At 63.7% G+C, this 25,835-nt stretch carries 25 protein-coding genes; 19 read left to right on the forward strand and 6 right to left on the reverse strand.

Annotated features, from left to right (window positions below; all coding sequences use genetic code 11):
- Positions 1 to 56: 56 nt before the first annotated feature.
- The 4 genes from moeA to PQR02_RS04520 form a co-directional block, all read right to left on the reverse strand.
- Positions 57 to 1,358, reverse strand: a complete 1,302-nt coding sequence (gene moeA / locus PQR02_RS04505) for a molybdopterin molybdotransferase MoeA (RefSeq protein ID WP_408226068.1) — start codon at positions 1,356 to 1,358, stop codon at positions 57 to 59.
- Between the two features lie 60 nt (positions 1,359 to 1,418).
- Positions 1,419 to 2,045 carry a molybdenum cofactor guanylyltransferase MobA gene (mobA, locus tag PQR02_RS04510; protein WP_408226071.1) on the reverse strand — a complete coding sequence of 209 codons (627 nt, stop codon included), beginning with the start codon at positions 2,043 to 2,045 and terminating at the stop codon, positions 1,419 to 1,421.
- An 11-nt stretch (positions 2,046 to 2,056) separates the two neighbouring features.
- Complete coding sequence (gene moaA, locus PQR02_RS04515) at positions 2,057 to 3,166, reverse strand: GTP 3',8-cyclase MoaA (RefSeq protein ID WP_408226074.1); 1,110 nt, start codon at positions 3,164 to 3,166, stop codon at positions 2,057 to 2,059.
- A 195-nt stretch (positions 3,167 to 3,361) separates the two neighbouring features.
- On the reverse strand, positions 3,362 to 6,625 hold the full coding sequence (locus PQR02_RS04520; RefSeq protein WP_408226077.1) for an Rne/Rng family ribonuclease: 3,264 nt from the start codon (positions 6,623 to 6,625) through the stop codon (positions 3,362 to 3,364).
- Positions 6,626 to 7,356: 731 nt separating this feature from the next.
- On the opposite strand from PQR02_RS04520, the gene PQR02_RS04525 reads away from it, so the two are divergent.
- The 4 genes from PQR02_RS04525 to PQR02_RS04540 are packed head-to-tail and all read left to right on the forward strand — an operon-like array spanning position 7,357 to position 10,467.
- The gene (locus PQR02_RS04525; RefSeq protein ID WP_408226080.1) at positions 7,357 to 8,382 is read left to right on the forward strand and encodes an RluA family pseudouridine synthase; all 1,026 of its coding nucleotides are present in this window, start codon (positions 7,357 to 7,359) and stop codon (positions 8,380 to 8,382) included.
- Positions 8,375 to 9,034 carry an HAD-IA family hydrolase gene (locus PQR02_RS04530; protein WP_408226083.1) on the forward strand — a complete coding sequence of 220 codons (660 nt, stop codon included), beginning with the start codon at positions 8,375 to 8,377 and terminating at the stop codon, positions 9,032 to 9,034. The genes PQR02_RS04525 and PQR02_RS04530 overlap by 8 nt, the downstream gene beginning before the upstream one ends.
- Complete coding sequence (locus PQR02_RS04535) at positions 9,031 to 9,435, forward strand: Rieske (2Fe-2S) protein (protein WP_408226086.1); 405 nt, start codon at positions 9,031 to 9,033, stop codon at positions 9,433 to 9,435. Before PQR02_RS04530 ends, PQR02_RS04535 begins: the two co-directional genes overlap by 4 nt.
- 27 nt (positions 9,436 to 9,462) lie before the next feature.
- Positions 9,463 to 10,467 (forward strand): S49 family peptidase, encoded by a 1,005-nt coding sequence (locus tag PQR02_RS04540; RefSeq protein ID WP_408226089.1) that lies wholly within the window; start codon positions 9,463 to 9,465, stop codon positions 10,465 to 10,467.
- Between the two features lie 94 nt (positions 10,468 to 10,561).
- Here PQR02_RS04540 and PQR02_RS04545 read toward each other — a convergent pair whose 3' ends face one another.
- Both PQR02_RS04545 and PQR02_RS04550 read right to left on the reverse strand, forming a co-directional pair.
- Positions 10,562 to 11,281 carry an SAM-dependent methyltransferase gene (locus tag PQR02_RS04545; RefSeq protein WP_408226092.1) on the reverse strand — a complete coding sequence of 240 codons (720 nt, stop codon included), beginning with the start codon at positions 11,279 to 11,281 and terminating at the stop codon, positions 10,562 to 10,564.
- Positions 11,278 to 11,895, reverse strand: coding sequence for a Maf-like protein (locus PQR02_RS04550; RefSeq protein WP_408226095.1), 618 nt, complete (start codon positions 11,893 to 11,895; stop codon positions 11,278 to 11,280). The genes PQR02_RS04545 and PQR02_RS04550 overlap by 4 nt, the downstream gene beginning before the upstream one ends.
- Before the next feature lie 246 nt (positions 11,896 to 12,141).
- Between PQR02_RS04550 and PQR02_RS04555 the strand changes: the two genes are divergently transcribed.
- The 15 genes from PQR02_RS04555 (at position 12,142) to lepA (ending at position 25,833) form a co-directional block, all read left to right on the forward strand.
- Positions 12,142 to 12,786, forward strand: a complete 645-nt coding sequence (locus PQR02_RS04555) for a YceD family protein (protein WP_408226384.1) — start codon at positions 12,142 to 12,144, stop codon at positions 12,784 to 12,786.
- A 101-nt stretch (positions 12,787 to 12,887) separates the two neighbouring features.
- Complete coding sequence (gene rpmF, locus PQR02_RS04560; protein WP_006051932.1) at positions 12,888 to 13,067, forward strand: 50S ribosomal protein L32; 180 nt, start codon at positions 12,888 to 12,890, stop codon at positions 13,065 to 13,067.
- Positions 13,068 to 13,239: 172 nt separating this feature from the next.
- Complete coding sequence (gene plsX, locus PQR02_RS04565; RefSeq protein WP_408226098.1) at positions 13,240 to 14,346, forward strand: phosphate acyltransferase PlsX; 1,107 nt, start codon at positions 13,240 to 13,242, stop codon at positions 14,344 to 14,346.
- Positions 14,346 to 15,335 (forward strand): beta-ketoacyl-ACP synthase III, encoded by a 990-nt coding sequence (locus PQR02_RS04570; protein ID WP_408226101.1) that lies wholly within the window; start codon positions 14,346 to 14,348, stop codon positions 15,333 to 15,335. The genes plsX and PQR02_RS04570 overlap by 1 nt, the downstream gene beginning before the upstream one ends.
- 104 nt (positions 15,336 to 15,439) lie before the next feature.
- A complete protein-coding gene (gene fabD / locus PQR02_RS04575; protein ID WP_408226104.1) occupies positions 15,440 to 16,375 on the forward strand; it encodes an ACP S-malonyltransferase in 936 nt (311 codons plus the stop codon).
- Between the two features lie 103 nt (positions 16,376 to 16,478).
- Entirely contained in the window at positions 16,479 to 17,225 is a 747-nt protein-coding gene (fabG, locus tag PQR02_RS04580) for a 3-oxoacyl-ACP reductase FabG (RefSeq protein WP_408226107.1), read from the forward strand.
- 154 nt (positions 17,226 to 17,379) lie between these two features.
- Complete coding sequence (gene acpP, locus PQR02_RS04585; protein ID WP_004197638.1) at positions 17,380 to 17,619, forward strand: acyl carrier protein; 240 nt, start codon at positions 17,380 to 17,382, stop codon at positions 17,617 to 17,619.
- 219 nt (positions 17,620 to 17,838) lie between these two features.
- Positions 17,839 to 19,077, forward strand: a complete 1,239-nt coding sequence (gene fabF, locus PQR02_RS04590) for a beta-ketoacyl-ACP synthase II (RefSeq protein WP_408226110.1) — start codon at positions 17,839 to 17,841, stop codon at positions 19,075 to 19,077.
- A gap of 209 nt (positions 19,078 to 19,286) precedes the next feature.
- Entirely contained in the window at positions 19,287 to 19,577 is a 291-nt protein-coding gene (locus PQR02_RS04595) for a hypothetical protein (RefSeq protein WP_408226113.1), read from the forward strand.
- 101 nt (positions 19,578 to 19,678) lie between these two features.
- Positions 19,679 to 20,278: an RNA polymerase sigma factor RpoE gene (rpoE, locus tag PQR02_RS04600; RefSeq protein WP_006051939.1), complete on the forward strand. Its 600-nt coding sequence runs from the start codon at positions 19,679 to 19,681 to the stop codon at positions 20,276 to 20,278.
- Positions 20,279 to 20,360: 82 nt separating this feature from the next.
- Positions 20,361 to 20,981: a sigma-E factor negative regulatory protein gene (locus PQR02_RS04605; protein WP_408226116.1), complete on the forward strand. Its 621-nt coding sequence runs from the start codon at positions 20,361 to 20,363 to the stop codon at positions 20,979 to 20,981.
- Positions 20,982 to 20,985: 4 nt separating this feature from the next.
- Positions 20,986 to 22,029: a MucB/RseB C-terminal domain-containing protein gene (locus tag PQR02_RS04610; RefSeq protein WP_408226119.1), complete on the forward strand. Its 1,044-nt coding sequence runs from the start codon at positions 20,986 to 20,988 to the stop codon at positions 22,027 to 22,029.
- 35 nt (positions 22,030 to 22,064) lie between these two features.
- Positions 22,065 to 23,576 (forward strand): DegQ family serine endoprotease, encoded by a 1,512-nt coding sequence (locus tag PQR02_RS04615; protein ID WP_408226122.1) that lies wholly within the window; start codon positions 22,065 to 22,067, stop codon positions 23,574 to 23,576.
- The gene (locus PQR02_RS04620; protein ID WP_408226125.1) at positions 23,573 to 23,842 is read left to right on the forward strand and encodes a glutaredoxin family protein; all 270 of its coding nucleotides are present in this window, start codon (positions 23,573 to 23,575) and stop codon (positions 23,840 to 23,842) included. The genes PQR02_RS04615 and PQR02_RS04620 overlap by 4 nt, the downstream gene beginning before the upstream one ends.
- Positions 23,843 to 24,039: 197 nt before the next feature.
- Positions 24,040 to 25,833 (forward strand): translation elongation factor 4, encoded by a 1,794-nt coding sequence (lepA, locus tag PQR02_RS04625; protein ID WP_408226128.1) that lies wholly within the window; start codon positions 24,040 to 24,042, stop codon positions 25,831 to 25,833.
- Positions 25,834 to 25,835: the final 2 nt, after the last annotated feature.

The following is a 25,835-nucleotide window of genomic DNA, read 5'->3' on the forward strand; positions in this document are numbered from 1 at the left end:
GGTCCAACCCGTGTTTCGTAGTGGTAATGGGTAAAGCTGCAGACGGCCGTTCGCGCTTAAACGAGGCCGTCGAATAACATGATCGCGACGCATTCTCCCTCGGCAATCGCGCCTTCGTCGTGCCCGAGCACGATAAAACAATTGGCTTCGCTCATCGAACTCAGCACGCCCGAGCTTTGCGAGCCGGTCGGCGTGACGCGCCAGTGTCCGTGCGCGTCCTGCTCCGCGATGCCGCGCTGGAACTCGGTGCGGCCGGGGCGTTTGTGGATGGCCTGGCGGCTCCTCGCGTGAATCGTCGGCAGCGGGCGCGGCGTCGCGCCGGACATCAGCAGCAACACTTCCCGCACGATCTGATAGAACGCGACCATCACGGCGACCGGATTGCCCGGCAACCCGAAGAATAGCGCCGGCTGCCCGGCGCCCGGCCGCGCCCCTGACCAGATCCGGCCGAACGCGAGCGGCCGGCCTGGCCGCATCGCCAGACTCCAGAACGCGACGTCGCCGAAGGTCTGCAGCAGTTGCCTCGTGAAATCGGCCTCGCCGACCGACACGCCGCCCGAGGTCAGCACCACGTCGGCGCTCGCCGCGGCGCTGCGCAACGCGGCGTCCAGCGCGGCGGGCTCGTCGCGCACCACGCCGAGATCGAGCGCGTCGACGTTCAGCCGCCGCAGCATCGCAAACAGCGTGTAGCGGTTGCTGTCATACACGGAGCCTGCATCGAGCGGCTCGCCAAGCGAGCGCAATTCGTCGCCGGTCGAGAAGAACGCGACGCGCAGGCGCCGTCGCACATTCACTTCGCCGATCCCGAGCGATGCCAGCAGCCCGAGGTCCGACGCCTGCACGATGCGGCCGGCCTTTAGCGCGGCATGGCCGCGCGCGAGATCTTCGCCGGCGAGGCGGCGATTGGCGCCGGGCGAAACGGCGTCGGCCGCGAAACGGATCGATGTCGCATCCGCGCTGCGCTCGACTAGCTCCTGCGGCACGACCGTGTCGCAGTCAGCGGGCATGCAGGCACCGGTCATGACGCGCACGCATTGGCTCGCCTCGACGCGGCCCGCGAACGGATGCCCGGCCAGCGCCTTGCCGGCGATGCTCAGATCGACGGTGGATGCTGCCGTTGCCAGCGCCGCGCGGTTGAACGCGTAGCCGTCCATCGCGGAATTGTCATGCGACGGAACGTCGATCGGCGACACGATGTCGGCGGCGAGCACGCGGTCGAGCGCGTCGCGCAATGCCACGCGTTCAACGGCCGTGACCGGTGCGGCCCACTGGCGAACAATGGCCTGCGCGGCCGGAACGGGTAGCGCTTGAGGATCGTATTGCGCGACGCAGCGGGAAAATTCGTTAAGCGTGGTCATGAAGGGCTGGGCGTCGCGACCGGAGAAGGGCGCGGCTGTTGCCGTGCGGCCGGGCGGAGATCAACCGTGGCCTCGATCACGTTCGAGGTCGGCGAGTTCTTGTAACGAGTTGGCATTGTAAAACGCGCGCTCGTCGGTAAAGACGACTTCCACCGTCCTGTGGCGTGCGTACCACGCGCGGACTTTGCGCTCGCCGGCGTCCAGAAACTCCGAGAGGTCGTCCGCGAGTCCGGTGCGCAGCAGCGCGAAGACAGGGTGGAGGGCCGTGTTGTCGTCGGCGTCGACGGTCGCGGCGGTGGCGATGTCGGCCTGGTTCGCGCTTAGCGCGTGCGCCAGGTGCGCGGCGAGATCGGCGGGCAGCCAGGGTGAGTCGCAGGGCGCGCTCAGCAGATAGGGCGTCGCGCTCGCGCGCAGGCCGGCGAGCAAGCCCGCCAGCGGTCCCGGGAAGCCGGGCAGCGTATCGGCCACGATCGCCGCGCCGAATGGCGCGCCGAGGGCGGCATAGGTGTCGGGATGGCGATTGGCGCTGATCAGCAGCGCGCCGGCTTGCGGCGCCAGGCGCCTCAGCACATGGACGGCGAGCGGCTCGCCGTGTAGCGTTTGCAGGCCCTTGTCGACCCCGCCCATGCGCTTGCCGCGACCGCCCGCCAGCAGCAGGCCGGTGATCTGTTCGCGCGTGATTTGCATGCTCCGGCCGCTCAGCCGCCGATGTACGACATTTCGACGCGGCGGCCAGCGTGCTCGCGAGAGTCGGCTGGATAGCTGCCGCGCAGTTGCGAATAGCGGTCGCTGCGGCCTTGCCAGATTTCCGCGATGACGGTGGCGATCTCGGCGTCGCTCGCGCCGCCGCGCAGTAACGCGCGCAGGTCGTGACCAGACGATGCGAACAGGCAAAGGTACAGCTTGCCTTCGGTCGACAGCCGCGCGCGCGTGCAACTGCCGCAAAACGCGCGCGTGACGCTCGAAATCACGCCGATCTCGCCGCTTCCGTCCACGTAACCCCAGCGCTGCGCGGTCTCGGCGGCGCTGTGCGCTTCGAGCGGCACGAGCGGGAACTGCTCGGCGATGCGCGTCACGACGTCGGCCGACGGCAACACTTCGGCCATGTTCCAGCCGTTCGACGTGCCGACGTCCATGTATTCGATGAAGCGCAGCATCGTGCCCGAGCCTTTGAAGTGGCGCGCCATCGGCAGTATTTCGCTGTCGTTGGTACCGCGCTTGACGACCATGTTGACCTTGACCGGCGCGAGCCCCACCGCGTGCGCCGCGGCGATACCGTCCAGCACGTCGGCGACCGCGAAGTCGGCGTCGTTCATGCGGCGAAACAGCGTGTCGTCGAGTGCATCGAGACTGACGGTGACGCGGCTCAGTCCGGCGTCTTTCAGGCTCCGGGCCTTGCGTACCAGCAGCGAGCCGTTGGTGGTCAGCGTCAGGTCGACCGGGCGGCCCGCCGGGGTAGTCAGTTGCGCGAGCCGTTCAATCAGGAATTCCAGATTTTTGCGCAGGAGCGGCTCGCCACCCGTCAGACGAATCTTTTCCACGCCATGTGCGACGCCAAGTCGCGCCAGCCGTTCGATTTCCTCGAAGCTCAACAACGCGCTGTGCGGCAGGAATGCGTAGTCCTTGTCGAACACCGCGCGCGGCATGCAATAGACACACCGGAAATTGCAGCGGTCCGTTACCGAAATGCGCAGGTCCCGCAGCGGACGCAACAACGCGTCGTGCAGCACGCCACGAGGCGTCTGCACAGGGCCGGCAATGACCGGCGCCGCGCTGAGGTCGGCAACTGGGATGATGCGTCGGGACATGGCGTGTTTCTTTGACTGCTCAAGTGGAGGGCTAGATAGCCATTCTATCGGAAATGCTTTTGACGACACTCGGGAGCCGGGCCTTGTCGGGTATACCGGGAGCGGCATGTCCCAACGCATCCGGTCTGCCGGTTGCACCCCTATATGCAAAAAGCCCGCCGGGTAGGGCGGGCTTTTTGAGTGCGGCGGGCTATCTTACTGCGGGTGCTTCCCCGTTTCCACTTGTTGCATCGGCGCGTTGTCGAGCGGCGGCAACGGCTTGCGCTCACGCACCACGCGGGCCGGCTTGGCGGTCTGCGCAGCGGCTTCCTGCGCGGCACGCCATTTTGCGGTGTCGGTGTTCACCCACACAAGACCGGCCTGTTCCAGCACCGGCTCCAGGGCTTCCGCCGACACGGCGTCGCGCGGTGCCTGCGCTGCCGGCATTGCCGCGGCGACCGGTGCCGGTTCGATCGCAGCGGGCTGCGCCGCAACTTCGGCCTCTACCGGCTGTGCTTCGACGATCTCTGCTTGCGGCGCGGGCGTCACCGCCGGTGCTTCGATCACCGCCGCCGGAGCCGCAGTATTGACCGGAGCCGGAGCGGCCGGCGTTTCGACGGCCGGCGCTTCGCCATGCGCCTGGGCCGGAGCTTCGGCACGGGCAACCGGTTCGACCGGCGAAACCGTCTCGCTGGCGGCGGGAGTGGCTTGTGCCACCGGCACTTCTGCAACCGGTTCAACCGCTGCTGGCTCAACCGCAACCGGCTCAACCGCAACCCGCGTGGCCGGCGCGTGTTCGACCGGCACCGTCGTTTCCGTCTTCGCAGCCTTTTCGGCGGCGAGAGCCGTTGTTTCGGTCGCCGCGTGCAGTTCGGTCACGACGGCGGTTTCAGTCGCTACAGCCGCGACCACCACTTCCACCGGCGTCACTTCCTTCGCTTCGCTGACTTGCGCCTTGTGCTCGACCGGCTGTTGAACCGTGCGCACCGGTGTGTCGTCGCTGACGCTGAGGTCGTCGCCTTCGGCTTCCGCGACGTCCGCTGCGAGGTTGCCGTTCACGTCCTCTTCACGTTCACGACGGCCACCGCGACGGCCCCGACGGCGGCGACGGCGCTCTTCACCGTCACGCGCGACCGCTTCCTGATCGATCGGCGCGCCGTTTTCGCCCAGCGCGGCCTGGCTGCGCGCCAGTTCGTCCGCCGGTTGCGCTTCGGCTTGCGTGCTCAGTGCATCCGTGGTTTCCGCTGGCTGCTTGCGACGTTCGCCGCGCTCAGCCCGCTCGCCACGTTCACGGCGCTCGCCACGCTCGGCGCGCGTTGCGCCTTCCACCGATTCCGCGCGCTCAGCACCGCGATTGTCGCGATCACGATTTTCGCGACCCTCGCGAGCTTCACGCGGCTCGCGTGCTTCGCGCGGTTCACGGCCTTCGCGGGCCTCACGCGGCTCACGCGCTTCACGATTGCCTCGCGGCTCGCGAGCCTCGCGGCCTTCGCGTGCTTCACGCAGCTCGCGGCCTTCACGCGGTTCGCGTTCTTCGCGACGCTGCGACGGTTGCTGGCCTTGAGCCTGACGGCCGCCGGCTGTGCCTTCGCCGCGGGCCGCCGCATCGCGGCCAGCCGCGCCGCCACGCCGACTACGGTTGCGATCGCCGCCGCGTTCGCCGGTGCGCTCGCCGCGCTCCGGGCGTTCGCCGCGTTGCGCCCGCGCCTGCTTCTCGGTTGCGGCCGGTGCGACAGGCGCCGGCGCGGCCGGCTGCATGCCGAACAGGTTCTTCAGCCAGCCGATGAAACCGCCGCTCGCCGGCGTCACAGCGATCGGAGCCGGGGGCGCCGCCGGGCGAACCGGTGCGCTCGGCGCCGGCTTTTCAGGCGTGATGCCCTTGACCGCCGCTTCCTGCTTCGGCTTCACTTCCTCGGCGCGCTTGCTGTAACCCGTTTCAGATTCCAGTTCGCGAGCCGCTTCTTCGGCCATCTTCCACGATGCGCGCGGCTCGTCGAGGCGCGCGTCGTCGTGACGCAGACGCTCGAGCTTGTAATGCGGCGTATCGAGGTGCTTGTTCGGAATCAGAACGACACTGACCTTGAAGCGCGACTCGATCTTGTTGATTTCGGCGCGCTTTTCGTTCAACAGGAAGGCGGTTACCTCGACCGGCACCTGGCAATGGATTGCCGCGGTGTTTTCCTTCATCGCTTCTTCCTGAATGATCCGCAGCACTTGCAGCGCGGACGATTCGGTATCGCGGATGTGGCCCGTGCCGTTACAGCGCGGGCAGGTCACGTGGCTGCCTTCTGACAGGGCCGGACGCAGACGCTGACGCGACAGTTCCATCAGACCGAAGCGCGAGATCTTGCCCATCTGGACGCGCGCGCGGTCGTGCTTGAGCGCATCTTTCAGGCGCTGCTCGACTTCGCGCTGGCTCTTGGCCGACTCCATGTCGATGAAGTCGATCACGATCAGGCCGCCCAGGTCGCGCAGGCGCAACTGGCGGGCGACTTCGTCGGCGGCTTCGAGGTTGGTGCGCGCGGCCGTTTCCTCGATGTCCGCGCCCTTGGTGGCGCGCGCCGAGTTCACGTCGATCGCGACCAGCGCTTCGGTGTGGTCGATCACGATCGCACCGCCCGACGGCAGCGGCACCGTGCGCGAGTACGCCGTCTCGATCTGGTGTTCGATCTGGAAGCGCGAGAAGAGCGGCACGTCGTCGTGATACCGCTTCACCTTGCTGACATTGTCCGGCATCACGATGTCCATGAAGGCGCGTGCCTGGTCATGGATTTCGGTGGTGTCGATCAGGATTTCGCCGATATCCGGCTGGAAATAATCGCGGATCGCGCGGATCACGAGACTCGATTCGAGATAGATCAGCATCGGCTGGCCGCTCGAACCGCTTTGCGACGCGGCTTCGATCGCGCGCCACAGCTGCATCAGGTAGTTCAGGTCCCATTGCAGTTCTTCGGCGCTGCGGCCAATGCCAGCCGTGCGCGCGATGATGCTCATGCCTTCCGGCAATTGCAGCTGCGCCATGGTTTCGCGCAGTTCCTGACGGTCGTCGCCTTCGATGCGGCGCGACACGCCGCCGCCGCGCGGATTGTTCGGCATCAGAACGAGATACCGGCCGGCGAGCGAGATGAACGTGGTGAGGGCCGCGCCCTTGTTGCCGCGCTCTTCCTTTTCGACCTGAACGATCAGTTCCTGGCCTTCCTTCAGCGCGTCCTGAATGCGCGCGGAGCGCATGTCGACGCCGTCGCGGAAATACTGACGGGCGACTTCCTTGAACGGCAGGAAGCCGTGGCGGTCTTCGCCATAGTTGACGAAACAGGCTTCGAGCGACGGCTCGATGCGGGTGATGATGCCCTTGTAAATATTGCCTTTGCGCTGTTCGCGGCCGGCGGTTTCGATGTCGATATCGATGAGTTTTTGCCCATCTACGATGGCGACGCGCAGTTCTTCCTGCTGCGTCGCATTGAACAACATTCGTTTCATTGAACGACTCCAGAGCGGCTTAGCCCGCCCTCTCGCTGCGCGGTTGTCAGTCGCGAGAGCGAAGAGGCAGCGGCATGCCGCGCCTTATTGTGTTTTCACAAGCACGCTGGAGCGGGAAAGATGGCGGGAGAATTGCCTGAGAGGGCCCGGCCCCATTCAAAAATGGGCGCGGTGCCGCAGGGCACATGCGAACACGGCTTCAAATAACGACCCGACACGCCGCGGGTTCTGCCGGCAGACCTTGATAAGCCTTTCGTCCACTCTCGCCGGTGCGCCAACTGGGCGCGTGACCGGAGGGTCGGAGGCTGCGGTCATGCCGCAGCGGGAAGTTCGCGCAGGCGGCGCGTCTTTTCCTGCTGGGGGTGTCTCGCCTCATTTTGACGTCGCCATGCCTTGTACTTTCTACAAGACGCCTCGGGCGCACGCCGTATATTCGCAACCCGCAGCTTCGTACAGCAGGCGTCAGACCGCCCGATTTCGAAGCTGAAGTTAAATTCTTTTTTACCAAAATTCCGTTACCGTCGAAGCCGACCTTGACCGAACGCGCCTGTGGGCGCCGTCCCTGCCGGGTACTGACTTCGTGCGTGCAACTCGTTGCATCTCAAATTGAGGGTGAGCAACCAGACCCCGGCGCAAGTAAAATAACCGTTTATCGCTTGCACCTGCGCAATCCGCCCGAATTCCGGTCACTGCGCCGGCCGCCGCAGACTGCTGGGCAAATTATATTCAGAATGAAAGAGTTAGGCAAAATATCCCAGAAATCGGTCGCAAGCGACCAGGTCTCCGTCATCGAGATCGACGACAGCGCGGCGGGTCAGCGCATCGACAACTTCCTGTTGCGCGTCTGTAAAGGCGTGCCCAAGAGCCATATTTATCGCATCCTGCGCAGCGGCGAAGTGCGGGTCAATAAGGGCCGGATAGACGCGCAGTACCGGCTCGAACTCGGCGACCTCGTGCGCGTGCCGCCGATCCGCGTCGCGCAACCGAACGAAGCGGCCGCGCACGTGAGCGTGCCGAGCGCCAATTTCCCCATCGTTTTCGAAGACGATCACCTGCTCGTCATCGACAAGCCGGCCGGCGTCGCGGTTCATGGCGGCAGCGGCGTCGCGTTCGGCGTGATCGAGCAGATGCGCGAAGCACGGCCGCAGGCCAGGTTCCTCGAACTGGTGCATCGGCTGGATCGGGAAACCTCCGGCATCCTGATGCTCGCCAAGAAGCGTGCCGCGCTCGTCAATCTGCACGAGCAGATTCGCGAGAACAAAATGGACAAGCGCTACTATGCGTGCGTGCATGGCGTGTGGGCGAGCGATTGGGGCCGCCGCCGCGCGGTCAAGGCGCCGCTGCACAAGTACCTGACCGCGGACGGCGAACGCCGCGTGCGCGTGCAGGAAGACGGTCTGGCGTCGCATACCGTTTTCAATCTGATCGACAGCTGGTCCGGCTACGCGCTGCTGGAGGCGGAGTTGAAGACCGGCCGCACGCATCAGATCCGGGTTCATTTGCAGCATCTGGAACTGCCGATCGTCGGCGACGCCAAATACGGCGACTTCGCGCTGAACAAGGCGCTGGCGCGCGCCAGCGCGAAGCCGGGTCTGAAGCGCATGTTCCTGCACGCATACCGGCTGAAGCTCACGCATCCGGCCACCGGCGCGCCGTTGCAGCTCGAGGCGCCCATGCCCGCCGAGTGCCGCAGCTTCATCGCGCAGCTCAACGAACTACGAAATGGGTCCAACCCGGAGTCGACACTGCATGGCTAGAGAGCAATTTGATCTGATCGTTTTCGACTGGGATGGCACGCTGATGGATTCGACCGCGCACATCACGCGCAGCATCCAGGCCGCCTGCCGCGATCTCGGCTTGCCGGTTCCCGCCGACGAGGCCGCGAGCTACGTGATCGGTCTGGGCCTGCGCGAAGCGCTGCAGATTGCCGCGCCCACGCTCGATCCGTCCGACTATCCGCGACTTTCCGAGCGTTACCGCTTCCATTATCTGGTGAAGGATCAGACTACCGAGCTGTTCGCCGGCGTGCGCGAGATGCTGCAGGATTTGCGCGATCAGGGCTACCTGCTCGCGGTGGCGACGGGCAAGAGCCGCGTCGGGTTGAACCGCGCGCTCGACCAGTCGCGGCTGACCAGCCTGTTCGACGGCACGCGCTGCGCCGACGAGACGTTCTCGAAGCCGCATCCGGCGATGCTGCACGAGCTGACGCGCGAACTGGGGCAGGATCCGGTGCGCACGGTGATGGTCGGCGACACCACGCACGATCTGCAGATGGCGATCAACGCGGGTGTCGCGGGGATCGGCGTGACTTATGGCGCGCACCCGGCCGGCGCGCTGAGCGCGCTGTCGCCGAAATTCGTCGCTTCCAGCGTGAGCGCACTGTCTGGCTGGCTGCGAGAGAACGCATGAGCGCGAGCCTGGCGGCGACGGCGGCACAAGCCGTGCGCATTTGCGCGGCGGACGACCTGGTGGACGGCGGCGCGGGCGTACGCCGCGCCGCGCGGCTGGGCGGCGGCGATGTGGTGGTGTTTTTCGTCCGCTACGAAGGCCGTGCCTATGGCTATCTGAACCGATGCGCGCATGTGCCGATGGAGCTCGACTGGGCCGAAGGACAGTTCTTCGAATCGTCCGGTTTATACTTGATGTGCGCTACACATGGCGCGATTTACGCGCCTGATACCGGCAAATGTGTCGGTGGTCCGTGCCGCGGCGGCAGATTGCGTCCTGTCCAGGTTGAGGAACGGGACACGCCGGAGGGCCGCGCCGTGTTCTGGCTGCCTGACGGCGAACTGCATCCGGCCACGCCCTGACTTCTCCTTCATCTTTCCACAGCCCGCATGTCCGACAATTTGACTCCCGAGCCGAAGGACCCCTCCCTGACCGGCCGCGCCCGCACGTCCGCCGATGAACCCGGTTGGGAGCGGGCGGCGCTCGAACGCATCGCGATGGCGGCGATCGCCGAACAGCGCACGGCGCGGCGCTGGAAAATTTTCTTCCGTTTTCTCTTTCTGCTCGTGCTGCTGCTGCTTGTATGGGGCGCCATCACTTTCTCCGGCGACCGGGTTGCCGTCACAGGCCGTCACACGGCGATGGTGACACTTGACGGCGAAATCTCTGACGATACGAATGCGAACGCGGAAGATGTCAATGCTGCATTGGATAGTGCATTCGACGACTCCGGCACTGCCGGCGTGATCCTGCGCTGCAACAGCCCGGGGGGCAGTCCCGTGCAGGCGGGCATCATTTACAACGAAATCCGGCGCTTGCGGACCAAATACCCGTCAATTCCCCTGTATGCCGTAGTCGGCGACATGTGCGCGTCGGGCGGCTACTACGCGGCCGCAGCGGCGGACAAGATCTACGTGGACAAAGCGAGCATCGTCGGTTCGATCGGCGTGCTGATGGATAGCTTCGGTTTTACGGGCCTGATGGACAAACTGGGGATTCAGCGCCGGCTGCATACATCCGGTGAGAACAAGGGTTTTTTCGACCCGTTCTCGCCGGAAACGCCGAAGATGGACGAACATGCACAGGACATGCTGGATCAGATCCACGCCCAGTTCATCGACGCAGTGCGTCAGGGCCGCGGCAAGCGGCTGCATGAAACTCCAGATATGTTCTCCGGACTGTTCTGGACGGGTCAGAAGAGCGTCGAGCTGGGCCTTGCCGACGGCTTCGGCGACTCGGATTATGTCGCCCGTGAGCTGTTCAAGGCGCCAGATATCGTCGATTACACGGTGAAAGAGAGCATTACGGATCGTGTTGCGCGCAAATTCGGCGCGGCAGTGGGCAGCGGCGCCGTTCACGCGATGGCGCTGGGCGGGAAATACAAGCTGCGTTGATCGAACTCTGTGTGGCAAGTGAGAAGCCCCGCGTAATCGTCATGGATTGCGCGGGGCTTTTTTCGTGAAGCCTCTCTATTGAGCGGGCCTGCCGTCAAACCGCCAGCATGAGGAAAATAGCGGGCCGCTTGTGCAGGTCGATGGCTGGCTTCCTCTTCCAGTCGGCCACGCTGTGGCTGGCGATGGTTTCGGTCTCCAGCGTCAGGTCGACTGCTACGCACACGAGCGTGGACGGGGCGCACGTCGCCAGCAAGGTATCCAGCAGTGGACGGTTCCGGTAAGGCGTTTCGATAAAAATCTGCGTTTGCTTGCCTTTGCGCGACTGCTGTTCCAGGTCGCGCAGACGCTTGGCGCGTTCGGCGGCGTCCACCGGCAGGTAGCCGTGAAACGCGAAGCTCTGCCCGTTGAGCCCTGAAGCCATCAAGGCCAGCAGAATCGAACTCGGCCCGACGAACGGCACGACCTTCACGCCGCGCTCGTGCGCGCGGCGCACCAGCAACGCGCCGGGGTCCGCGACCGCTGGACAGCCCGCCTCGGAAACAAGTCCAGCGTCGGTGCCGGCAAGTAGCGGCGCGAGCAGCGTGTCGATTTCGCCCGCTGGCGTGTTGACGTTCAGTTCCCGGATCTCGATTTCCTGGATCGGCCGCTCGGTGCCGACTTTCTTCAGGAATGCGCGCGTGGTTTTGGCGTTTTCGCCGATGTAGTAGTGCAGCGATGCCGCGCGCGCCCGCACCGGGGCGGGCAGGACGGCGTCGAGCGCGGCGGCGTCGCCTTCGCCGAGCGTGTTCGGAATCAGATAGAGCGTACCGCTCATGATGCCCCCAGAAGTGGATAACCGGCTGCCAGCAACATGCGCGACAGTGCGATCAACGGCAGGCCGACAAGGGCGGTGGGATCGTCGGAATGGATGGCTTCGAGCAGCGCGATGCCGAGACCTTCGGATTTGGCGCTGCCCGCGACGTCGTACGGCGTTTCGGCTCGCAGATAGGCCTCGAGCGCGGCGTCGGGCAGGTGGCGAAACTGCACGCGGGTCACCACGTCGACGGTTTGCGCCACGCCCGAGCCGCTGTCGAACAGACACAGCGCACTATGGAACAGCACTTCGCGGCCACGCATCGCCTGCAATTGGGCCAGCGCATTTTCGTGCGAGCCCGGTTTGCCGACCTGCAGGCCGTCGTATGTGGCCACCTGGTCGGAGCCGATCACCAGTGCGGCGTCGGCGGCGGCAAGTGAGCTTGCGACCGCCCGCGCTTTGGCTTCTGCAAGCCGCAAAGCGGTCGCTTCGGGCGTTTCGCCGGCGAGCGGCGTCTCGTCAATCGCTGGCGCGACGACGTCGAACGGCACGCGCAGCCGTTCGAGCAACTCGCGCCGATACGGCGAACTCGACGCCAGAATGAGGCGGGGCGGGCGTTTGGGGGAATCTGGCATGATCAACCAACGGCTAGGGAGGCGGGGCGTACGGGGCTGCGCGGAGCTCGCGCGCGTACGGACTTAAGTGTTTGACTCGAAAAGACAAAACGGATATGATTTCGGGCTTTTCATCGGTATGCTTGTGCTAGGCGGGTCTTGGTGTGTTTGATTGAGCACGCCGCTGAGGGCTTCGCGGACTGTCTTGCACACCGATTAACCTGGCGGTTTACCCCGGCGAAATTCTTGCCGACGCAGGAGCGCACAATGACTCAACATCTTGGCAACCCTGCAGGTCTGCCCGACCCGCATGAGCTCGATCTGTTCGAATTTGCGCGGAGTGGGCGCCAGGCCGCGGGTGTCGTGCGCGTCTCGCAACTGCCGCGCATGTTAAACGAAGTCCCGGCAGAAGCGCCAGACCGCGATACCGCGTTCACCTGGCAAGCCGAAGGGGCGACGCAACCGGAATTGCAGGATGACGGCACCGAGGGTCCCCAGCCTTATTTGAGGATGGCGGTTCACGGCGCCGCGTGGCTCGAATGTCAGCGGTGCATGACGCCGTATTCGCAGGCGTTCAACGTCGATGCAACTTACCGGATCGTCAGCACTGAGGCGGAAGCCGAAGAGTTTCCGCTCGACGAGGATGAAGTCGAAGTGATCGTGGGCTCGCGCCAGTTCGATCTCATCGACTTGATCGAAGAAGAGTTGCTGCTTTCCTTGCCGCTCGTGCCCAAGCACGAGGTTTGTCCCGAAGTGCACGAGAGCCTCGTCTCTGGTGTGGCCGGTGCCGAAGGCGAGGGCGACGAAGCCGCAGCGGACGAGGCTGGCGAAGGCGATGAGCCGGAGCGGCCCAACCCGTTCGCGGCGCTCGAAAGTCTCAAGCGCGGTGAGCGGGGCGACAAGAAGCACTGAACAGTTGCATGGGAGCGCGATGCGGGCGCATTGGCCGTTTGGCCGATGGCGGAGACCGGGTCGGGCTGTGTTAGAATTCGGAAAATTTTTAGGAGTAAGTCATGGCAGTTCAACAAAATAAGAAGTCGCCGTCGAAGCGCGGCATGCACCGTTCGCACGATTTCCTGACGGCAGCGCCGCTGGCCGTCGAGCCGAGCACGGGCGAAGTGCATCTGCGTCACCACGTTAGCCCGAACGGCTACTATCGCGGCAAGAAAGTCGTCAAGACGAAGAACGACTAATCGTTTCACTGCGTTGCGCCCTTTGGCGTTTCGCGTGGCGATCGGCTCGCTTGACATTTTCCCGGCTCGGCAAAAAGGCGGCATTCACTTGCCGCTTTTTTGTGTCGATCGCAGTTGGAGCTTTGGCGCTTACTGCGATCCCATGCAGAGCGCCTGAAATTCGTCGCACTCCATGACAGTAAAGCTCACGATAGATTGCATGGGAGGCGACCACGGCCCGTCCGTGACCGTTCCCGCTGCCGTCAACTTCGCTCGTTCGCATCCCGACGCGCAGCTGCTTCTCGTCGGCATTGAAAGTGCGATTCGTGCGCAGCTGAAGAAGTTGAAGGCTCAAGACCTGCCGGCGCTGACCGTTGTGCCCGCTTCCGAGATCGTCGCGATGGACGATCCGGTCGAGGTTGCGCTGCGCAAGAAAAAAGATTCGTCGATGCGCGTGGCGTTGAACCGCGTCAAGGAAGGCGAGGCGCAAGCCTGCATTTCCGCTGGCAACACCGGCGCACTGATGGCGGTGTCGCGCTATGTGCTGAAGACGCTGTCGGGCATCGAACGCCCGGCCATCGCGTCGGCGCTGCCCAATCCCAATGGCTACACGATGATGCTCGACCTGGGCGCCAACGTCGACTGCGAGCCGCAGCATCTGCTGCAGTTCGCGGAGATGGGGCACGCGCTCGTGTCCGCGCTCGAAGGCCGCGAGCGGCCCACCATCGGGCTGCTCAACATCGGCGAAGAAGTCATCAAGGGCAATGACACCATCAAACGCGCCGGTGAACTGCTGCGCGCGAGTACACTTAACTTTCACGGCAACGTCGAAGGTAACGATATTTTCAAGGGCACGGTCGACGTGATCGTCTGCGACGGTTTCGTCGGCAACGTCGCGCTGAAGACGTCGGAAGGTCTTGCGCAGATGCTGTCCAACATCATCAAGGAAGAGTTCGGCCGTTCATGGCTCACGAAGGTGATGGCGGTGCTCGCATTGCCGGTATTGATGCGTTTCAAGAAGCGCGTCGATCATCGGCAGTACAACGGTGCCGCGCTGCTCGGTCTGCGCGGACTGGTGATCAAAAGCCACGGTTCCGCGGACGCCTACGCGTTTGAGTGGGCTATCAAACGCGGGTATGATGCCGTCAAAAACGGCGTGCTGGAGCGCCTTGCGCGAGCAATGGAAGAGAACGCGGGTTCTCTCGAACAGGCGGCGCGCGACGCAAGCGGTGCGGGTCACGCAAGCCCGATCGCAGGCCAGCCGGCCGAGCCCTACGCTGCGCAATCCTCGAAGGCATAATGGCTCAATCCACAATTTATTCCCGCGTGCTGGGTACCGGCAGCTATCTGCCGCCCAACCGCGTCACCAATCAGGATCTGGCTGAACGTCTCGCCAGGCAAGGCGTCGAGACGAGCGACGAATGGATCGTGGCGCGCACGGGCATTCACGCGCGCCACTTCGCCGAGCCGGATGTCACGACCAGCGACCTGTCATTGATCGCGGCGCAACGCGCGATCGAAGCGGCGGATATCGACCCGCAGTCCATCGATCTGATCATCGTCGCGACCTCCACGCCGGACTTCGTGTTTCCGAGCACGGCGTGCCTGTTGCAGAACAAGCTCGGCATCAAGAACCACGGCGCTGCGTTCGACGTGCAAGCCGTCTGTTCCGGCTTTGCGTATGCAGTGGCGACGGCGGACAGCTTCATTCGCAGCGGCCAGCATCGCACGGCGCTCGTGATCGGCGCGGAAACCTTCTCGCGCATTCTCGACTTCAACGACCGCACCACCTGCGTGCTGTTCGGCGACGGCGCCGGCGCGGTGATCCTGCAGGCGTCCGAACAACCGGGCGTGCTCGCAAGCGCATTGCACGCGGACGGCAGCCATTCGAACATCCTCTGCACGCCGGGCAACGTGAACGGCGGCGTGGTGGCCGGTAGCGCGTTCCTGCATATGGACGGGCAGGCGGTGTTCAAGCTCGCCGTCAACGTGCTCGAAAAAGTCGCGATCGAGGCGCTCGAAAAGGCCAATCTGAAAGCGGAGCAGATCGACTGGCTGATTCCGCATCAAGCCAACATCCGCATCATGCAAAGCACATGCCGCAAGCTCGGCTTGCCGCAGGAACGCATGGTCGTCACGGTGGGCGAGCACGGCAATACGTCGGCTGCGTCCATTCCGCTCGCATTCGACGTCGCGGTGCGCGACGGCCGCATCAAGCGCGGCCAGAACGTGCTGATCGAAGGCGTCGGCGGCGGCTTCACCTGGGGCGCGTCGGTTATCCGCTACTGATGGCGGCGACGCATCGAGAGGCGCTGCCCGGCAGCGCCCGCGCGCTGGCGTCCTGTCGACGCCGCGCGCCGCCCACATCTGACTAAATCGAATTTGGGGACGATATGAAATTTGCGTTCGTTTTTCCTGGGCAGGGTTCGCAGTCGGTCGGCATGCTCAACGCATTCGCCGATCACGCGATCGTGCGCGAGACGGTTCAGGAAGCGTCCGACGCGCTCAATCAGGACCTCGGCAAGCTGATCGCCGAAGGCCCGGTCGAAGATCTGAACCTCACCACCAATACCCAGCCGGTCATGCTGACCGCGGCCTATGCGATCTATCGCGCGTGGCAGGAGGCAGGCGGACCGAAGCCGGCGCTCGTCGCAGGCCATAGCCTCGGCGAGTACACCGCGCTGGTCGCGGCCGGCGCGCTCGCGTTTCGCGATGCCGTGCCGCTCGTGCGTTTTCGCGCGCAAGCGATGCAGACGGCGGTGCCGGTCGGTGAAGGCGGCATGGCCGCGATTCTCGGCCTCGACGACGACACGGTGCGCGCGGTCTGCGCGGAAGCCTCGGTGGCGGGAGTCGTCGAAGCGGTGAATTTCAATGCGCCAGCGCAAGTCGTGATCGCCGGGCACAAGGCCGCGGTCGAAAAGGCTTGCGAGGTCGCCAAGGCAAAGGGCGCCAAGCGCGCATTGCCGCTGCCGGTGTCGGCGCCGTTCCATTCGTCGCTGCTCAAACCTGCGTCGGATCAGCTGCGCGAGTATCTGGCGAGCGTCGATGTGCAGGTGCCGGCGATTCCGGTCATCAACAATGTCGACGTCGCCGTGGTCAACGAGCCGGCCGCGATCAAGGACGCGCTGGTGCGCCAGGCGGCCGGCGCTGTGCGCTGGGTCGAAAGCGTCCAGGCGATGGCCGCGCAAGGCGTCACGCACGTGATCGAGTGCGGTCCGGGCAAGGTCCTTGCGGGTTTGACCAAGCGCATCGATGGCAACCTGGTCGGCGCGTCGGTACTCGATCCGGCGTCGCTCGAAGAAACGCTGAAGCTCGTGACGGCAGGCTGACGCCTCGTCGTACTGCCGGCGCCGGAAGGCCGGCGCTGAACGGTCGCCTCACGCAACGGCATCAGGAATCAATCAGCCCTCCGAAGGGCATTCGGACTGACAGATGGAAAAGACTCTCGACAAGCAGATCGCAATCGTGACGGGCGCTTCGCGCGGCATCGGCCGTGCGATCGCGATGGAACTGGCGCGTCAGGGCGCGACGGTGATCGGTACCGCGACCAGCGAAAGCGGCGCGACGGCGATCACCGAAGCGTTTAACGCAGCCGGCGTAAACGGCCGGGGCGCGGTGCTCAACGTGAACGACGCGGCTGCGGCAGACGCGCTGATCGATGGCACCGTGAAGGAATTCGGCGCGCTGCACGTGCTGGTGAACAACGCCGGCATCACGCAGGACCAGCTCGCCATGCGCATGAAGGACGACGAATGGGATGCGGTGATCGACACCAATCTCAGGTCGGTGTTCCGTCTGTCGCGCGCGGTTCTGCGTCCGATGATGAAGGCGCGCGGCGGCCGCATCATCAACATCACGTCGGTGGTCGGTTCGTCGGGCAATCCCGGCCAGGCCAACTACGCAGCGGCCAAAGCGGGCGTCGCGGGTATGACGCGCGCGCTCGCACGCGAGATCGGCAGCCGTGGCATTACCGTGAATTGCGTCGCGCCGGGCTTCATCGATACCGACATGACCAAGGGCTTGCCGGCAGAGCAGCAGACCGCGCTGAAAACGCAGATTCCGCTGGGCCGCCTCGGCAGTCCGGAAGATATCGCGCATGCCGTCGCGTTCCTCGCGTCGCCGCAAGCGGGTTATATCACCGGCACGACCTTGCACGTGAACGGCGGAATGTACATGTAGTCACCAAATTCGGTTACTATCCGCGCCTTGACGTGTTTGCAAAAGCGTAAGGCGCATGCCTTGACAGGAACCCGATGCGCTGCTTTTTTGCCGGGTCAAACCTGATAAAATGCGCGCACCTGTATTTTTGAACTTCTTTTCCCTTGGAGGGGTAATGGACAATATCGAACAGCGCGTCAAGAAGATCGTCGCAGAACAACTGGGCGTTGCAGAAGCTGAAATCAAGAACGAAGCTTCGTTCGTGAACGACCTCGGCGCCGACTCGCTCGACACCGTCGAGCTCGTGATGGCCCTCGAAGACGAATTCGGTATGGAAATTCCGGATGAAGAAGCCGAGAAGATCACCACCGTTCAGCAAGCGATCGACTACGCTCGCGCGAACGTCAAGGCCTAAGGTCATTCGCGCCTGCGTTTCTGCGTTGGCGGCGTATGACGCCCTGTCGTGTCGGTTGCCGACGCCAGCAGGGTTGGCGCTTTTTGCCGTGCAGGAGCAAGCGATGTTGACAGCGCAACTTTTCGCGCGATTGCCGACTTAACAGCCACAGGGCACACAGGGCAGATTTCTGTGGCCGCTGTGGCTTTTGCTTTTGTCATCTATGAAAAAGGGGTTACCGTGAGCCGCCGTCGTGTTGTTGTTACAGGCCTGGGGCTGATTTCGCCTGTTGGCAATAATGTTGCCGACGGCTGGGCCAATCTGGTCGCCGGCAAGTCGGGCATTGCCAATATCACGAAGTTCGATGCGACGAACTTCTCGACTCGCTTCGCCGGCGAGGTGAAGGGCTTCAATATCGAGGACTACATCCCCGGTAAGGAAGCGCGCCACATGGATACGTTCATCCACTACGGCGTGGCCGCAGGCATCCAGGCGATGCAGGACAGCGGTCTCGAAGTCACCGACGAGAATTCGGAGCGCATCGGCGTCGTGGTCGGTTCGGGCATCGGCGGTTTGCCGATGATCGAAGTGACGCAAACCGAGTTGCTCAATCGTGGCCCGCGCCGTATTTCGCCGTTCTTCGTGCCGGCGTCGATCATCAACATGATCTCCGGCCATCTGTCGATCAAGTTCGGCATCAAGGGTCCGAATCTCGCTATCGTCACGGCCTGTACCACCGGTCTGCATTGCATCGGCGAGGCTTCGCGCCTGATCGAATACGGCGACGCCGACGTGATGATCGCGGGCGGGGCGGAATCCACCGTGTCGCCGCTCGGTATCGGCGGATTTGCCGCGGCGCGCGCGCTGTCGCAACGCAATGACGATCCGGCTACCGCGAGCCGTCCGTGGGACATTGATCGCGACGGTTTCGTGCTGGGCGAGGGCGCCGGCGTGATGGTGCTCGAAGAGTACGAACATGCGAAGGCGCGCGGCGCGAAGATTTACGCCGAAGTCGGCGGCTATGGGATGAGCGGCGACGCCTATCACATGACCGCTCCGCTGGAAGACGGCGACGGCGCCCGCCGCTGCATGCTGGCCGCGATGAAGAACGCGGGCATCAATTCCGATCAGGTGAATTATCTGAACGCGCACGGCACGTCCACGCCGCTTGGCGACCTGGCGGAAACGACCGGCATCAAGCGCGCTTTCGGCGATCACGCGAAAGACATGGTCGTGAACTCGACCAAGTCGATGACGGGTCACCTGTTGGGCGGCGCGGGCGGTCTGGAGTCGGTGTTCACCGTGCTGGCCGTGCATCATCAGGTGTCGCCGCCGACTATCAACATCTTCAATCAGGATCCGGCCTGCGATCTCGATTACTGCGCGAACACCGCGCGGGAGATGAAGATCGACGTCGCGCTGAAGAACTCGTTCGGGTTCGGCGGCACGAACGGCACGCTGGTCTTCAAGCGCGCCTGATCGCCTGACTGCGGGTGACGCGCCAGTCGACGGCGCCGGCTTTGCCGGCGTTCCACCTTCAGCCGGAAACGTCCGAAAGAGCGACGCAGCGAATCGCGCTGCGTCGCTCTTTCGCCATGCGTGCCGCGGTGCGGATCTTCTTGCTGACGGCAACGTCAACCGCTTATGCCTGTTTCGCGTCGCACCTTGGCGCGTGGCAGGCGCTCCCGTTGACGCTTGCCGTGGCTGCGTCGCTGATGCTTGGCGCGAGGCGGCACGAGCGTGCGCAGCCGGCCGCGCTGAAAATCGGGCAAGACGAGCTGTCGGTGTGGGGACAGGGCGGCAACCTGCTGATGCAGGGACGTATCGCCGGCTGTTCGCAATGGAGCGGCCGCTTGCTGATCCTCGCGGTCCAGCCGGAAGCGGGGGGCGCAAGCACCTTGCTGATTACCGCCGACGCGCTTCCCGCGCCCGTTTTCCGGCAACTTTCGGTGCTGGGCCGACGCGCCGCTGGCGCCTGACTGTAACGACTGTAACCGCTGTTACCGGCGTAACGTGCCCCAATGTTGGGGACGCTACAATGGTGCCCCGCCATGCGCCCTATAGTTAACGGATTTATCAGGTGAGCGAAAAAGAAATTGATCAGGTGCTGGTCGAACGCGTCCAGAAGGGCGACAAGGCCGCGTTCGAGCTTCTGGTCTCCAAGTACCACCGCAAGATTCTCCGGCTGATCTCGCGCCTCGTGCGCGACCCCGCCGAGGTGGAAGACGTCGCGCAGGACGCCTTCATCAAGGCCTACCGTGCGCTGCCTCAGTTTCGCGGGGAATCGGCATTTTATACATGGTTGTACCGAATTGCGGTCAATACCGCAAAGAACTACCTTGCCACCCAAGGCCGGCGCGCGCCGACCTCGACCGAAGCAGATGCTGAAGAAGCTGAAACTTTCTCCGATGCCGACCAACTAAGGGATATCAACACGCCTGAGTCGATGTTGATGAGCAAGCAGATCGCCGAGACGGTCAATGCTGCGATGGCGGTTTTACCGGAAGAGTTGCGCACCGCCATTACTCTTCGTGAAATTGAAGGTTTGAGTTACGAGGAAATCGCTGAGATGATGGGTTGCCCAATCGGCACAGTCAGATCACGAATTTTCCGCGCTCGCGAAGCCATTGCGGCAAAATTGCGTCCGTTGCTTGACACACCTGAAGGCAAGCGCTGGTGAATACCCAGCCGGCCCACGGGGCGCGGGTGCAATATCTGGATTAGTGGTGTCACTATGGGGTATTCGTAAGATGGGGAGCATCATGGGGTCGGTCTCGATGCAATCGCAAGACGGTTCGCGTGGCGAGCGTCTGTCCGCTTTTGTCGACAGTGAGCTGTTCGGCGAAGAGCATCTGAATCTGGACAAGTTTATTTCTGGGCTCGACGGTGACGATCGTGCCGCGTGGTCGCGCTATCACCTGATCGGCGACGCGTTGCGTTCCGACGACCTGGCAATCAGCGCAGCAACGAGCAGCGCGTTCATGAGCGGTTTCGCCGCGCGCCTGGAAAGCGAGCCGCACATGCTCGCGCCCGCCGCCATGCCGGTTGCGCGGCGCTTGCTCGCGTTGCGCCGCCGCGTGGTGCCGGCTTTTGCCGTCGCAGCCGCTGCTGCTACGTTGACGTGGATCGTCGTGCCGCAACTGCAAGGCGTACCGGGCGCGCAGATCGCGTCGCTTCAGACGCGTAGCGATACGGTGCAGCGCATCGCAATGGCGTCGGTGCCGCTGGCAACGGCCCAGCCTATCGCGCAGGACGCGAACATCATCCGCGACGCGAGTCTCGACCAATATCTGGAAGCTCACCAGCAATTCGCGCAACAACCGGTCATGGCGGGCTCGATGCCGGTGATTCGCGCTGCCTCCGTCTCTACGCAGGGCCAATAGTTTGATGCAGACTCTGCGGTTGAATAAAACGACTATCTGGGGGCGGCTGCCGGCATTTCTGTTCTGCGCGGCCGTATTGTTGTCCGCTACACCGCGGGTCTTTGCTCAAACCGCTGATCCGCTCGTCGCCCGTCGGACGGCTGCGGATCTGCTCGATCGCATCCATCAGGCTGCCCAGCAGCAGAACTACGAGGGCGCGTTCGTCTATCAGCGCGGCAACTTCGTTCAGACGTCCCGGATCGCGCATTACTCGACCCGTACGGACGGCGAATTCGAACAGCTCGAAAGCCTCGACGGCAAGCCGCGCAAAATGCTGCGTCATAACGACGACCTCTACACGTTCGTGCCGGAGCGGCGTCTGCTGGTGCTCGAGAAGCGTCAGAATAAAGACGCGTTCCCGGCCCTGCTCGCCGTGAGCGGCGAGCAGGTTCTGTCCGTTTACGAACCCAAACTGCTCGGCGACGACCGCGTCGCGGGTGTCGACAGCCAGGTGATCGAGCTCGATCCGAAAGACGCCTACCGGTTTGCCTATAAGCTTTGGGCCGACAAGAAGACCGGCCTGCTGCTGCGCGCGCAGACACTCGATCCGAGCGGCCAGGTGCTCGAACAGTTGTCGTTTTCGCAGATCCGGATCGGCGTGCCGGTCGACAAGGCTGGCATCGTCAACGGCATTCGTAATACGGCAGGGTGGACTGTCGTGCGTCCGCCGGTCGAGCCGGTCGACATGACCGCGCAAGGCTGGCAGATCGCGCCGACGGTGCCGGGCTTTCACATGATTCGGCAATTGCGCCGGCCGATGGCCGCGCGCGAAGCGGGCCAACCGACCATTCCGGTGGATCAGGCGGTGTTCTCCGACGGCCTCGCGGCCATTTCGGTTTTTGTCGAGCCGGTCGAGAACAACACGCGCAAGGAGGGCTCGGGCAGCAGCGGCGCCACGCACGTGCTCGTCAAGCGGCGGGGCGACTTCTGGATTACCCTGCTTGGTGAAGTGCCCCAGACCACATTGCAGCAATTCGCCGCTGCCATAGAATACAAGGCTCCGAAGTAACCCTCCGAATCCTGAATCCCTCGGCTTGCTACGATATGACGACTCTCTCGGTTCGTAAATTCCTCGCGGCCGCGCTGGTAGCGGCGTGTTTGCCGCTCGCGCCGCACACGGCGTCGGCGGCCCCCGCCGCCAATCTGCCCGACTTCACTGATCTGGTCGACAAGGTCGGACCGGCGGTCGTCAACATTCGCACCACTACGCGCGTGTCGAACAGCGGTCCCCGCGGCGGCCTGCCACCGGGTATGGACGACGGCGACATGTCGGAGTTTTTCCGCCGCTTCTTCGGCATTCCATTGCCGCAGTCGCCGCAATCACCGGGTTCGCCGCGTGGTGGCGACAACGGCGGCGGCAGCGGTGGCAGCCAGGACGCGCCGGATGGCAACGATCCGGAACAGAACAGCGGTGTAGGCTCAGGCTTCATCATCTCGGCAGACGGTTACGTGATGACCAACGCGCACGTCATCGACGACGCTGACACGATCTACGTCACGTTGACCGACAAGCGCGAATTCAAGGCGAAGCTGGTTGGCGTGGACGACCGGACCGACGTCGCGGTGGTGAAGATCAGCGCCGCCAATCTGCCGACCATTACGATCGGCGATTCGAACAAGGTGCGCGTGGGCGAATGGGTGGTCGCGATCGGCTCGCCGTTCGGTCTCGAGAATACGGTGACGGCCGGCATTGTCAGCGCGAAGGGGCGCGATACCGGTGACTATCTGCCGTTCATCCAGACCGACGTGGCCGTCAATCCGGGCAACTCGGGCGGTCCGCTGATCAACATGCAAGGCGAGGTGATCGGCATCAACTCGCAAATCTACAGCCGCACGGGCGGTTTCATGGGCATCTCGTTCGCGATCCCGATCGACGAGGCGATGCGCGTGGCCGATCAGTTGAAGAGTTCCGGCAAGGTGGTGCGCGGCCGGATCGCGGTGGCGATCGGCGAAGTCACCAAAGACGTCGCCGACTCGCTCGGTCTGCCGAAGGCGCAGGGCGCGCTGGTCAGCAGCGTCGAACCGGGCGGTCCGGCGGACAAGGCCGGCGTGCAGCCGGGCGACATCATCCTGAAATTCAACGGCCACTCGGTCGACACGGCAACGGACTTGCCGCGCATGGTCGGCGACACGAAGCCGGGCACCAAGTCGACGATCACGATCTGGCGCAAGGGGCAAACGCACGAGCTGCCAGTCACGATCGCCGAAATGCAGCCGGACAAGACGACCAAGGCGGATCAGAAGAAGCCGCAGCCGCCGAAGCAGCGCGCGACGAATGTGCTGGGCCTCGCCGTCAGCGATCTCCCCGCCGATCAGCTGAAGGCGTTGAAGCTTCACAACGGCGTGCAGGTCGACGCGGCGGACGGTCCGGCGGCGCGTGTCGGACTGCAGAAGGGCGACATCATTCTGCGCGTGGGCGATACGGACGTCGCGAGCGCGAAGCAGTTCGACGATCTGACCTCGCACCTCGATTCGACGAAGATGGTCGCGCTGCTGGTTCGTCGCGGCGAGAATACGCAGTTCGTGCCGATCCGCCCGCGCAGCGTCCAGAAATGACGAAGGCGGCGCCGCTCACGCTCTATGGGCGCGCGTGGTGCCACCTCTGTGAAGACATGCGCGCCGCCCTCGAGCCGTTGCTGGCGGAATTCGGCGCGCAAGTCGACGTGATCGACGTCGACGCCGACCCGCTGGTGGAAGCCCGGTACAACGAACTGGTGCCGGTGCTGGTCTGTGACGGCGTCGAGTTGTGCCACTATCACCTCGACGTAGCGCGGGTCCGTGCCGCGTTAGCCGCACGTGTCGAGGCGGCCTCCCGAGATTGACCGGGACTTCGAGCAGCGCGCCGAACGGCCGCTGTCCACACCGGGTTTCACGCTTCTCCAAAGCCGTCTTTTCTCCCGGCCTTCGCAAGATGCGCCGGGCGGTAGCCTTTTCGGCTAAAATAGATAGGTTTTTCACCTACTTACAAGGCGTGCTCCGCTATTGTCCGAGCGCGCCTTTTTTGCTTGATCGGCACTGAATGGATCATATTCGTAACTTCTCGATCATTGCGCACATCGACCATGGCAAGTCGACGCTCGCCGATCGCATCATCCAGATCTGCGGCGGCTTGTCCGATCGCGAGATGGAAGCCCAGGTGCTCGACTCCATGGATCTCGAGCGCGAGCGCGGCATCACCATCAAGGCTCAAACCGCCGCTCTGACGTATCGCGCCCGCGACGGGCAGGTCTACAACCTGAACATGATCGATACGCCGGGGCACGTCGACTTCTCGTATGAAGTCAGCCGCTCGCTGTCCGCCTGCGAAGGCGCGTTGCTGGTCGTCGACGCGAGCCAGGGCGTGGAGGCGCAGACCGTCGCCAATTGCTACACGGCGATCGAACTCGGCGTCGACGTGATTCCGGTGCTCAACAAGATCGACCTGCCGGCGGCGAATCCCGAGAACGCGATCTCCGAAATCGAAGACGTGATCGGCATCGACGCAACCGATGCAACACGTTGCAGCGCGAAGACCGGCTTGGGCGTTGAAGACGTGCTCGAAGCGCTGGTCGCGAAAGTGCCGCCGCCGAAGGGCGATCCGGAAGCGCCACTGCAGGCGCTGATCATCGACTCGTGGTTCGACAACTACGTCGGCGTCGTGATGCTGGTGCGCATCGTCAACGGCACGCTGCGTCCCAAGGACAAGATCCGCATGATGGCGACCGGCGCGCAGTATCCGGTCGAGCACATCGGCGTGTTCACGCCGAAGTCGAAGAATCTCGAGTCGTTGTCGGCGGGGCAGGTGGGCTTCATCATCGCCGGCATCAAGGAGCTGGCGGCCGCGAAGGTGGGCGACACCGTCACGCAGGTGAACCGTCCGGCCGCGGAACCGCTGCCCGGCTTCAAGGAGGTGAAGCCGCAGGTATTCGCCGGTCTCTACCCGGTCGAAGCAAACCAGTACGACGCGCTGCGCGATTCGCTCGAAAAGCTCAAGCTGAACGACGCGTCGCTGCAATACGAGCCGGAAGTGTCGCAGGCGCTCGGTTTCGGCTTCCGTTGCGGCTTCCTCGGTCTGCTGCATATGGAGATCGTGCAGGAACGTCTCGAACGCGAGTTCGACATGGACCTGATCACCACGGCGCCGACCGTGGTCTACGAAGTCCTGCAGCGCGACGGCACGACCATCATGGTCGAGAATCCGGCCAAGATGCCGGAGCCGTCGAAGATCGAAGAAGTGCGCGAGCCGATCGTCACCGTGAATCTGTACATGCCGCAAGACTACGTCGGCTCGGTGATCACGCTGTGTACACAAAAGCGCGGCACGCAGATCAACATGCAGTATCACGGCCGCCAGGTGCAGCTCACGTATGAAATTCCGATGGGCGAAGTGGTGCTCGACTTCTTCGATCGTCTGAAGTCGATCTCGCGCGGCTATGCGTCGATGGATTACGAGTTCAAGGAATATCGCGCGTCGGACGTCGTGAAGGTCGACATGCTGATCAACGGCGACAAGGTCGATGCGTTGTCGGTCATCGTGCACCGTTCGCAAAGCCAGTATCGCGGCCGCGAAGTGGCGGCAAAAATGCGCGAACTGATTCCGCGCCAGATGTACGACGTGGCGATTCAAGCGACCATCGGCTCGAACATTATTGCGCGCGAGAACATTAAAGCGTTGCGTAAGAACGTGCTGGCAAAATGCTACGGCGGTGACATTTCGCGTAAGAAGAAATTGCTGGAAAAGCAAAAGGCAGGCAAGAAGCGAATGAAGCAGGTGGGCTCGGTCGAGATTCCGCAAGAGGCTTTCCTCGCGATTCTGCGTGTCGAAGACAAATAAGT

It is taken from the genome of Paraburkholderia sediminicola (genome assembly GCF_046026895.1).
GTDB classification, from domain to species: domain Bacteria; phylum Pseudomonadota; class Gammaproteobacteria; order Burkholderiales; family Burkholderiaceae; genus Paraburkholderia; species Paraburkholderia sediminicola_C.